Genomic DNA, 336 nt, shown 5'->3' with positions numbered 1-336 from the left:
TCAACATCTGTACAGCCTGAAAACCCAATCGTCTAATCAGAAAGGAAAACCAATGACTGAAAAACAAATGCACATTCTTTCCGTCACCGCCACCCTGGCCGGCGTCGGTATGTACGTTTCTTATATCCCGCAAATCCAAAACAACCTTGCCGGCAACCCCGGCTCGCCGTTGCAACCCCTCGTCGCCGCCATCAACTGCACATTATGGTTTGCCTACGGCTTTTTGAAAGAAAAACGCGACTACCCCATCATACTGGCAAACGCCCCAGGCATTATTTTGGGTTTGATTACATTTATCACTAGTTTTTAAGGAAGTTTTCAGACGGCCTGTGCAAA

General features: G+C 47.3%; 1 protein-coding gene. It reads left to right on the top strand.

The annotated features are described in order from the left end of the window. The first annotated feature begins 52 nt into the window (after positions 1 to 52). A complete protein-coding gene (locus tag HMPREF3050_RS01660) occupies positions 53 to 310 on the top strand; it encodes a SemiSWEET family transporter (RefSeq protein ID WP_049225703.1) in 258 nt (85 codons plus the stop codon). The last annotated feature ends 26 nt before the right edge of the window (positions 311 to 336 follow it).

This window comes from Neisseria sp. HMSC065D04, assembly GCF_001815675.1.
Taxonomy (GTDB): Bacteria; Pseudomonadota; Gammaproteobacteria; order Burkholderiales; family Neisseriaceae; genus Neisseria.
Note: the sequence above shows the minus strand (reverse complement) of the source record. Positions and strands in the feature narration are given on the sequence as shown.

Excerpts from the sequence above, each read along its gene's own strand:
- HMPREF3050_RS01660 (WP_049225703.1), top strand. The coding sequence starts at position 53 with ATGACTGAAAAACAAATGCACATTCTTTCCGTCACCGCCACCCTGGCC.